11 protein-coding genes and 1 other annotated feature are annotated in these 9790 nt (G+C 38.5%); all 11 genes read right to left on the reverse strand.

Features of this window, described 5'->3' with window-relative positions:
* Nucleotides 1-344 precede the first annotated feature (344 nt).
* The gene (gene dut / locus V7659_RS01985; RefSeq protein ID WP_335537774.1) at nt 345-779 is read right to left on the reverse strand and encodes a dUTP diphosphatase; all 435 of its coding nucleotides are present in this window, start codon (nt 777-779) and stop codon (nt 345-347) included.
* 77 nt (nt 780-856) lie between these two features.
* Nucleotides 857-1117 (reverse strand): DUF1294 domain-containing protein, encoded by a 261-nt coding sequence (locus V7659_RS01990; RefSeq protein ID WP_335537776.1) that lies wholly within the window; start codon nt 1115-1117, stop codon nt 857-859.
* 61 nt (nt 1118-1178) lie between these two features.
* On the reverse strand, nt 1179-1538 hold the full coding sequence (rplT, locus tag V7659_RS01995; RefSeq protein WP_335537778.1) for a 50S ribosomal protein L20: 360 nt from the start codon (nt 1536-1538) through the stop codon (nt 1179-1181).
* 38 nt (nt 1539-1576) lie between these two features.
* Nucleotides 1577-1777: a 50S ribosomal protein L35 gene (rpmI, locus tag V7659_RS02000; RefSeq protein WP_026563362.1), complete on the reverse strand. Its 201-nt coding sequence runs from the start codon at nt 1775-1777 to the stop codon at nt 1577-1579.
* A gap of 16 nt (nt 1778-1793) precedes the next feature.
* The gene (infC, locus tag V7659_RS02005; protein ID WP_335537792.1) at nt 1794-2297 is read right to left on the reverse strand and encodes a translation initiation factor IF-3; all 504 of its coding nucleotides are present in this window, start codon (nt 2295-2297) and stop codon (nt 1794-1796) included.
* 148 nt (nt 2298-2445) lie between these two features.
* Nucleotides 2446-2578 (reverse strand) — a sequence feature (ribosomal protein L20 leader region).
* Nucleotides 2579-2889: 311 nt separating this feature from the next.
* Nucleotides 2890-4824, reverse strand: a complete 1935-nt coding sequence (thrS, locus tag V7659_RS02010) for a threonine--tRNA ligase (protein WP_335537780.1) — start codon at nt 4822-4824, stop codon at nt 2890-2892.
* 430 nt (nt 4825-5254) lie between these two features.
* Nucleotides 5255-6133: a putative sporulation protein YtxC gene (gene ytxC, locus V7659_RS02015; RefSeq protein ID WP_335537782.1), complete on the reverse strand. Its 879-nt coding sequence runs from the start codon at nt 6131-6133 to the stop codon at nt 5255-5257.
* 163 nt (nt 6134-6296) lie between these two features.
* On the reverse strand, nt 6297-7223 hold the full coding sequence (gene dnaI, locus V7659_RS02020) for a primosomal protein DnaI (protein WP_335537784.1): 927 nt from the start codon (nt 7221-7223) through the stop codon (nt 6297-6299).
* A gap of 12 nt (nt 7224-7235) precedes the next feature.
* A complete protein-coding gene (locus tag V7659_RS02025; protein WP_335537785.1) occupies nt 7236-8624 on the reverse strand; it encodes a replication initiation and membrane attachment family protein in 1389 nt (462 codons plus the stop codon).
* Between the two features lie 57 nt (nt 8625-8681).
* Nucleotides 8682-9143 (reverse strand): transcriptional regulator NrdR, encoded by a 462-nt coding sequence (gene nrdR / locus V7659_RS02030; RefSeq protein WP_335537787.1) that lies wholly within the window; start codon nt 9141-9143, stop codon nt 8682-8684.
* A gap of 88 nt (nt 9144-9231) precedes the next feature.
* Nucleotides 9232-9627: a hypothetical protein gene (locus tag V7659_RS02035; RefSeq protein WP_335537788.1), complete on the reverse strand. Its 396-nt coding sequence runs from the start codon at nt 9625-9627 to the stop codon at nt 9232-9234.
* Nucleotides 9628-9790: the final 163 nt, after the last annotated feature.

The raw sequence follows: 9790 nt of genomic DNA on the forward strand, positions 1-9790 counted from the left end.
GGCTTAAGTAAGTGAAGAAATACTTCATAAAAAGGAATGGAAAATGTTTAAGATTTTTTTAGTAATTTTTACCTTTGTTACACTCTTTTCCTGGGAAGCTTTACGGTTAATACGAAAAAAAGAAATAAAAGAACTAGTTGTTTTTTCTATTCTTTCATTAATCGGCTTAGCAATGAGTATTATGGTAGTTATTCGATCATTTATCTAATGATTTTGTATAAAAGGGGAACCATACAAATTTTTATTCTCAAAAAAAATATGAAATGGACATTCTCACCTTTTTAAAGAAATCTGAAGCTGCAAAGTCCAAATTCTAATGAAGGAACGAATGTCCAATCATACTTTTATTTACCGGAAGAACCGAATCCACCTTCTGATCTACCCGTATCCGATAATATTTCTGTTTCAATCAGGTTAACTTTTAAGACTGGGGCAATAACCATTTGAGCAATTCTCATTTGTTTTTCAATTGTAAAATCTTCTTTCCCATGATTAATTAGGATAATTTTTATTTCCCCTCGGTACCCTTCATCAATAGTCCCCGGACTATTAAGCACAGTTATAGAGTGTTTTAAGGCTAGACCACTTCTTGGCCTAATCTGTGCCTCCGTTCCTTTAGGTAATTCAATTTGTATACCCGTTCTTATTATGCCAGCTTCCCCTGCTTTGATTATTTTTTCCTCAATAGAAAATAAATCTAATCCAGCATCACCTTCATATGCTTGATGCGGTAATACAGCCTCATCGTCTATTAATTTAACTTTCAATTGATATTCCATTTCGAACCTCGTTTCAAGAAATTTTTATGTATCTTAATTGAATACTCATGCATTGCTTAGCCGCCAAGACGCACCTTTTATAGTAAAAACTTGATTAACAGAACTAATTCCATTACTGCAAGGACCGGAAAACCAATCTTAAATGAAGTATGCTTCGTTTTATGTCTATAAAGTTGCATGCCTGCTGTCGCACCTATAGCACCCCCAAATAACGCCACTAGCCATAAGGTCCGCTCGCGGATTCTGTATTCATGCTTTTTAGCCCGCCTCTTATCCTCCCACATAATCACAAGTCCTGCTATATTCATGATCAAATAAGCCACTACCCATATAACCATCCCCCGTATCCCCCTTATAGAAAAAGCCATCCTCATAAGAGAATGGCTTTTGATATTCAAATTACTTGTTAATGTTTTGTTTTGCAACGATTGCTAATTCAGCAAATGCGTTTGCATCGCTTACTGCTAATTCAGCAAGCATCTTGCGGTTTACTTCGATACCAGCAAGCTTTAAGCCATGCATTAAACGGCTGTAAGAAAGACCGTTCATACGAGCTGCTGCATTGATACGAGTAATCCAAAGTTTGCGGAAGTCGCGTTTTTTCTGACGACGATCGCGGAAAGCATACATTAAAGATTTCATAACTTGTTGGTTAGCTACTTTATATAATGTATGTTTTGAACCGAAATAACCTTTTGCTAATTTAAGAACTTTTTTACGACGTTTGCGCGTAACTGTACCGCCTTTTACACGTGGCATTTAATTTCCCTCCAATATATAAATCGATCACTTAATTTTTACTTCATGTAAGTTAATAATTGACGAATGCGTTTGAAATCACCTTTAGAAACAAGTGATGCTTTGCGAAGCTTACGCTTTGCTTTAGTAGATTTGTTAGCAAATAAGTGGCTTGTATAAGCGTGGTCACGTTTTAATTTACCTGAACCAGTCTTTTTAAAACGCTTTGCAGCGCCACGGTGAGTTTTCATTTTTGGCATTGGGATATCCTCCTTATTACTTTTCGGTTTTAGGTGCTAACACTAGGAACATGCTACGACCATCCATTTTTGGATGTGATTCAATCGTCGCAACTTCCTTGCACGCCTCTGAAAAACGGTCTAACACACGTTGACCAATTTCTTTATGGGTAATCGCCCGGCCCTTGAAACGGATTGAAGCTTTTACCTTGTCGCCTTTTTCTAAGAACTTAACTGCATTGCGTAACTTTGTATTAAAGTCATGCTCATCAATTGTCGGGCTGAGACGAACTTCTTTAGTGGTGATGATCTTTTGATTCTTACGAGCTTCTTTTTCTTTCTTTTGCTGCTCGAATTTAAATTTGCCATAGTCCATAATTCTGCCGACTGGAGGCTTTGCATTTGGTGCTACAAGTACCAAATCAAGGTTCACTCTTCCGGCAATCTCTAAGGCCTCAGTTTTGGTTTTAATCCCCAACTGCTCGCCATTTTGATCAATTAGGCGAATTTCGCGAGCGCGAATGCCCTCATTTAACAACATGTCTTTGCTAATAATTAGCCACCTCCAAGGTTTTATCACGAATACAACATCTTGGTCAAGAAAATCATAACAAGCCCTTTCAAACCTAAACGTAGGACGCTACACAAGAATCAACAGGTATAAAACTTTTTAGCAGTGCTATTATTGCACAAACAAAAAAGTGCGGATGAATGCACCCACACTTTACAGAACAAAAGTAATAAAACCAAAAAGTTCAAGTAAAACCTGCCAACTGCCTATTGCGTCAATCAGGTGAGAAGCGGGTGCTTCTTCTTTTCCCAAAAACAAGTATTCAATTTTTCACCTTAGTAAATATAACATAAGCAAAGATACAATGTCAAACGAACTATTTTCTTTGACAACGAAATTTATTTTAGCAAGAAATAAATAATTATTCAATAGTTTTTTTTGGAAAAGTGGAAGTGCCCGTTTAGCGACCTATGGACTGGAGCTCTCCGAACAAGATAAAGGAAACACGAAGAGCGCTAGCGATTCGATGTTGACTTATCGTAGGAGGAGAGCGAAGTACACTAGTCGCTGGGCACTGGAGCTAGACAAAACAAAAAGAGAGGCGAACCTCTCTTTCTACTGTTTATCCTCTTTTCACTTCAGCAATTAATGAAGTTAAAAACTCTGAGAATGGCTTTGTTTCTGAGTTTTGCTCGCCATATTTGCGGACATTAACAGCCTGATTTTCGACCTCTTTATCCCCAACAACCAGCATATATGGAATTTTTTGCATTTGTGCTTCACGGATTTTATAACCGATTTTTTCATCACGGCCATCCAATTCGACACGGAAACCTTCATTTTGAAGCTGTTCTTGAACTTGTTTCGCATAATCGTAATGGACACCTGGAGAAACTGGAATGACCTGAACCTGGACCGGAGCAAGCCAAGTAGGGAAAGCACCTTTGTATTCTTCAATTAAGAAGGCAACAAATCGTTCCATTGTTGATACCACACCACGGTGGATAACGACTGGACGATGCGGTTTGCCGTCCTCACCTACATATGTTAAATCAAAACGTTCTGGTAATAAGAAGTCTAATTGCACTGTTGATAGTGTTTCGTCTTTTCCTAGTGCTGTCTTCACTTGAACGTCAAGCTTAGGACCGTAGAAGGCTGCTTCTCCTTCTGCCTCATAGTAATCAAGACCAAGGTCATCCATTGCTTCCTTCAGCATACTTTGTGCTTTTTCCCACATCGCGTCATCGTCAAAATACTTTTCAGTATCTTGCGGGTCACGGTAAGAAAGACGGAAGGAATAATCATTAATATCAAAGTCTTTGTATACTGCTAAAACGAGGTTCACAACCCGTTTAAATTCATCTTTAATTTGGTCAGGACGAACAAAGATGTGTGCATCATTTAAAGTCATTCCACGAACACGCTGTAGTCCTGAAAGCGCACCAGACATTTCATAACGATGCATTGTTCCAAGTTCGGCAATCCTGATTGGAAGCTCACGATAGCTGTGGATGCTGTTTTTGTACACCATCATGTGATGCGGACAGTTCATTGGACGAAGAACTAATTGCTCGTTATCCATATCCATTACTGGGAACATATCTTCCTGGTAATGATCCCAGTGTCCTGAAGTTTTGTATAAATCGACACTGCCCATAATTGGAGTGTATACATGGTCATAACCCAGACGTTGTTCTTTATCAACAATGTAACGTTCAACCACCCGACGGATAGTTGCACCCTTTGGAAGCCATAACGGTAATCCTTGACCTACCAATTGATTGCTAGTAAATAGGTTCAATTCCTTACCAATTTTGCGGTGGTCACGCTCTTTTGCTTCTTCCAGTAAGCGAAGGTGTTCAGCTAAGTCTTCTTTCTTGAAGAAGGCTGTTCCATAAACGCGCTGCAGCATTTTATTTTTACTGTCCCCGCGCCAATAAGCACCTGCAATACTCAATAGCTTAAATTCTTTGATTTTTCCTGTTGATGGGACATGGACTCCGCGGCATAGGTCAAAAAAGTCACCTTGTTCGTAGATTGTCACTGTTTCCTCATCAGGAATCGCTTCAATTAGTTCTAGCTTATATGGGTCACCAGCTTCTTTAAAAAGCTGTACCGCCTCTGCACGGCTTACTTCCTTCCGAACAATTTCAATATTTTCATTGACGATTCTGGCCATTTCCTTCTCAATCTTTGGCAGATCTTCTGGAGTTAATGATTCTTCAAGGTCCATATCATAATAAAATCCACCCTCGATTACAGGTCCTACACCTAAATTCACACCAGGATAGAGCCTTTTTACCGCCTGTGCCATCAAATGCGCAGTACTGTGGCGTAAAATTTCTAACGCATCATTGGAATCTGGGACGACGATTTCTATTGAACCGTCTTCATTAATTGGACGGCGAAGATCAAACAACTGACCGTTCCATTTGCCGGCAATCGCTTTTTTCTTTAGGCCTGGGCTAATGGATGCGGCAATATCTTCCGTTGTTGTTCCTTGTGGGAACTCCTTTACTGCCCCATCTGGAAACGAAATCTTAACAACGTCTGACATGGTAATTCCTCCTTTGAATTAAGCGTTTCGGGTCATTTTTGCCCAAAAATTCGCTTTTTGAAAAATAAAAAAAACCCGTCCCTGGAAAAGGGACGAGTTTTAATAAACACGTGGTTCCACCCAATTTTTCAATTTCAAATAATAACAACTTGAAAATGACTTTGGTCTGTTAACGGTCGAGAGCCGTCAGACAATTACTAACCTCATAATGCATGAAGCGTTCACTGCTGAAGTTTAAAGGTGGTAAGTATTATTTTCGTGTTAGGAGACTTTCAGCCATGATCTCCCTCTCTAGAAACCGTAAAAAATACTGTTGTCCTTATCATTACTTTTGCTATGACTAATACTATGTATGCAATTATAATGATTAATTTTTGAAAAATCAAGGGACATCAACCTAATAAGACAAATTTTCACACAATTCCTTTTCTCAAGCCTGATTCTCAGAAGATTGATGATCCTCTGCCCATCTATTCACATCTCTTAGTGCAGCAAATGATTTAATGGTTACTCTTTCTTCAAAAATATTTTTGATGGTCCTTACTAAGGGCTCATCTGGGTCCTTTGTATACAAAAAAATAGTTGTCGGTGCAAGTGATAATAATGGGGCAATCGATGCAGAGTCGACATAGACAGGATGATTAACCAGTAATTTGCGGTCAATCAATCTTGTTAATTCAGCACGTTTCATTTCTACAAACTGATCATTATAAAAAGTGATTTCCTCGTCGAACAATAAATGGAGTACTTCCATTTTCGGCTCACGATTCACTAGGAACTCCCGAAGCATTTGCACAAATATTTGATATTCTTGCTCCATCTTATATTCATCAATAGCAATCTCAACATACCCTTGCAACGACTGAAAGTACGGACGCAATCTAAATTTGAGAAACGAGTCAAACGAAAAAGAGATATTATCCAAAAAAATATGCTCAATGGCAGATTTAATCTGTGTCTCTTCATTTGCATCATTCAAGAAAATAGACAAGTCTTCTCTTTGACCCTCGAGAATAGAATCAATAATTTCGATAATTTGTTGCTGTTCTTCAAATTCATCGTAAAAATAATGGCTTTTTAATATTTCTCTAAACCAATCATCCCGCTTAATATTGGTAATGAATTCGTAAAAAGCATGTTTAACAATTCTAGAAATTTCTACCGATATCATATTGCCTAAAAATTTAACTATATGTCGATCTTCAATTAGAAGAATAGTTTCTTTGTCATGATTATTTGGTAAGTACTTCAGCAAGTGGTTATAAAATTTTTCTGCATCCAACTTGCTTTGGAAGATGATTTCCGCCAACCAAATCCCCCCTTTAAGCCAATCTTTGTATTAATATATATGGGGGACTTGGCTAAAATAGAAGTTAGCTGGTACATGCTTTTGTTATTTACAGAAAAAAAGTATAAAAAAAGGACTGCCGACTTGTTTACGACAATCCTAAAACTACTTTCTTTGATTTAAATTACCTTCTGTTTGGACCCTCGACCATCACAGGCACACTCAAGGAACGAATTCGCTCCATGATTCGTCTTGCTTTCATTTTCTCTTCTTCGCCCCTCTGGCTGTAGGTTAAATGATGCTCCAGGCCTTTAAAGTCAAAATTTGATGTGAAAAATGTAGGAAGACTCTCAAGCATTCTAAATTGTAAAATGGGGCCAAGCACCTCGTCCCTTGTCCAACTTGATACAGCTTCAGCACCAATATCATCAAGCATGAGGATTGGTTCTTTTTTTAATGCCTCAATTTTTTCATTCAATGTGGAATCCGCGATCGACCCTTTCATCTCTCGCAACAATTCAGGCACATAGACAATCATAGAAGAAATTTGTTTCTTCGCCAATTCATTGGCAATTGCGCCTAATAAATAAGATTTTCCCACTCCGAATTTTCCATAAAGATAAAGACCTTTTGGTTTTTTTCCTGCCTCATAATTCATTAAGAACGTTGCCGCCTGATCTCCGGCATCGAGTCGCCCTGTGTCCGCTTCAAATTCCTCAAAGGAGGCTTCCAAGATATCTCTAGGGACATATAAACTCTTGATCAACTTCTCATTTTTCTTCTTTTCATCAGCCATAATTTTCCTAGGACATTGTTTATAAACAACATCGATAGAATTTCGAGCTAGAACCAAATCAGGGTGATACCCCTTCATAAAATTGATACAGCCATCAAGGGACTCACACTTATTGCAATCCTTGCTCTGATTGATGTATTCATACAGTTTACTCATACTTTTATCAATCATTACAGAATCAATAGCTTCTTGATTCTGTGATAGAAATGCTTTAACATCTGGATTTTGCAGGACTTGCATTCGCTGTTGTTCATAGCGTTTTTGAAAACTTTCATTTGAAGCCAATCTATTTAAAGTTTTATTGATTTTCTCCAACTACGGCACCCCCTATTTGCGGAACGCTTTTAATTTTTCTTCAATAGCCCGTTTTTTTGCTTCGACCTCATTGTTAGTGCCCTGCGAAGGCTCTTTCTTTGCCTCCTGTGCGCCCTCATCAAACCAATCAGGAATTAACTCTGTCCGAATCGGCTTTTTACTAACTGATTTCCCCGTTTTTTTACTTTCAGCTGCCTTGTGTTCTTCATTTTTCGCGAGTTCCATTGCTTCCTTCACCGTTTTAACCTGCTTCCTTGCCCAATGACTAGCAATGGACTCCACGAAGCCCTTGGTAAATTTCATGTCCGTTTTTCTCATTGCCACTTCAATTAAAACATTGACAACACCCGGTGGCAGTTTATATTTAATCATAATTTCTTCTAATGTTTTCAAATTGGCATTCGAAGGCTCTACTCCGCCTGAGAATTCTTTAAAAACGATAAGCGGCGGGGTCGTTTCGTAAGAGCGGATTAATTTTTCCTCCGGGGTTTTCGGTTCAGTTATTTGCGTTTGGTGAACAATAGGCTGGGTTCGGTTAATAAGGCTGGGCAACTGGTCATAATTAACAAACTGATACCAATCACGAGCACCTTTTCTTAAGTCTTCAATATCAATTTCATCATGTTCGTTAATAGCACCTAAAATGAAATTTTTCATTTCTAATGGGGCGATTTGATACAGAAATGCAAGATTACTAATCACAGTTTTCACTTTTGGTGTTAACGCTTTTTTCGGAACGAGTGATTCATTCAGTCCAGCAGTTAACGTATCAAAATCAAACGTGTCTACACCAATTTGAATCGGATTTGATTCCGCTCGTCCGATAAACTGCTGATTTTCTTCCTCATGTAATTCTTCAGAAATCCCTTGTATATATTGCATACTGCCTGGGGCAGCTGAAGCAAAGACATCCTGAAAGGCTTTAGTAACATCGACATACTCATCATCGGTCGGCTTTTGTTGGTCACTAAAAAAGCGTTTTAACCGAGAAAAGTGATTTTTTCCAATTTTACGGTACAGATAGATATTTAGCATCCCATCTAAAAAGAATTGTTCGGGACTTAGTGGAGGACGAAGCTCATATAAAAAAGACCGTCCTCCTTCATCTGTTTTAACACGGGTCTTTAACAAACCTATGCCTTCTAACTTTAACCTTGCTTCGAAAATGTCCTTTAAGTTCATCTCTAAGAGATTCATCAACAGATGATGTGTGGAGGACTCAGACCAAAGCCGGTTTTCCTCTACCTCTGCCCAGAGAGTCATATATAAACTAAAGCAAGTTGAACCAATCAAGGGCTGATATAAAAACGTCAGCACTTTACGGTCATAATCATGCAGTAGCCCATCAGCAGTTACGATATAACGGTCAATAGGAAGAATTTCCTGCCAATGCTGCGCCATATTACTACAACCTTCCCCTGTTATAAAGTCAAAAAGAGCCAAAAACCTCTTTAGCTCTTAAGATTTTTCTTTTTTTATTAATTCTTTTAATTCATCAATGAATACATTAATATCTTTAAATTGTCGATAGACAGATGCGAATCTGACATAAGCAACTTCGTCCACGTGTGCTAGCCTGTCCATTACCATTTCACCAACGGCTTCACTCTTTATTTCAGAAATCCCCTGACTGCGCAGGTCCTTTTCAACACCGTGGGTTATTTCTTCTAGTTCCTTTAAGGCCACAGGCCGCTTTTCACAAGCTTTTATCAAGCCTCGTAAGATTTTATCACGACTGAACTCTTCTCTGGTACCTTCTTTTTTGACTACAATTAGCGGGATCTCTTCAATCTTCTCAAACGTAGTAAAACGATACCCACATTCTTCACATTCGCGTCTCCTCCGTGTGGCCCGGCCTTCATCAACAGGCCTGGAATCAAGGACACGTGTACCATAATTTTGACAAGAAGGGCATTTCATTGTAATCAACTCCAAATCTACACTGTATAACCCGAACTAAACGCTTACTTTCATCTTATAAAAAACAATATCTTTATACAAGTAAGTATTAGGAGTTTTTTATTCCAACAAAGGTATGTAATTGATTAATTCGCTCGTAATAAGAATTAATTCGCTTTTTTAAAGCAGGATAGGAACCGAGTATCGAAAATTTTTCAGATGATATATTAAAGTCTACAGCTGTTTCCATTGGTTTTACAGACACAATGGTAACAATCAGAAAGCATTTAATTGGTCTACTGATTTCAACAGCAATTTCTCCATGATCTTTAGAAACGGTTGTTACTTGGCAATCAGCATCATCATGAAATAACTTTTCAACTGAATCGAAAACTTGATTAAATTTCGCCTTATAATAATGCGTTTTTAAAGAATCATCCGCAATTCGGTCTGAAGTCTCAATTTGCTGCTTAAATCGAACAAATAAGTTTCCTAACATAGCCATACTTTTCCTCCCCAATTGTCTTTAGTCTTATTGTACAACATTTTCGCTTAAAATATAGCCTCTGTTAAAGTTGCCTGTTGATTTCCGCTCCAGGCACGTGCGGTTCGCGGGCGGTCCGGGGAGCCTCTTCGTCGCTGCACTCCTGCGGGGTCTCCCCTGCCCC

Source organism: Neobacillus drentensis (genome assembly GCF_036966985.1).
Lineage (GTDB): Bacteria > Bacillota > Bacilli > Bacillales > Cytobacillaceae > Neobacillus > Neobacillus drentensis_E.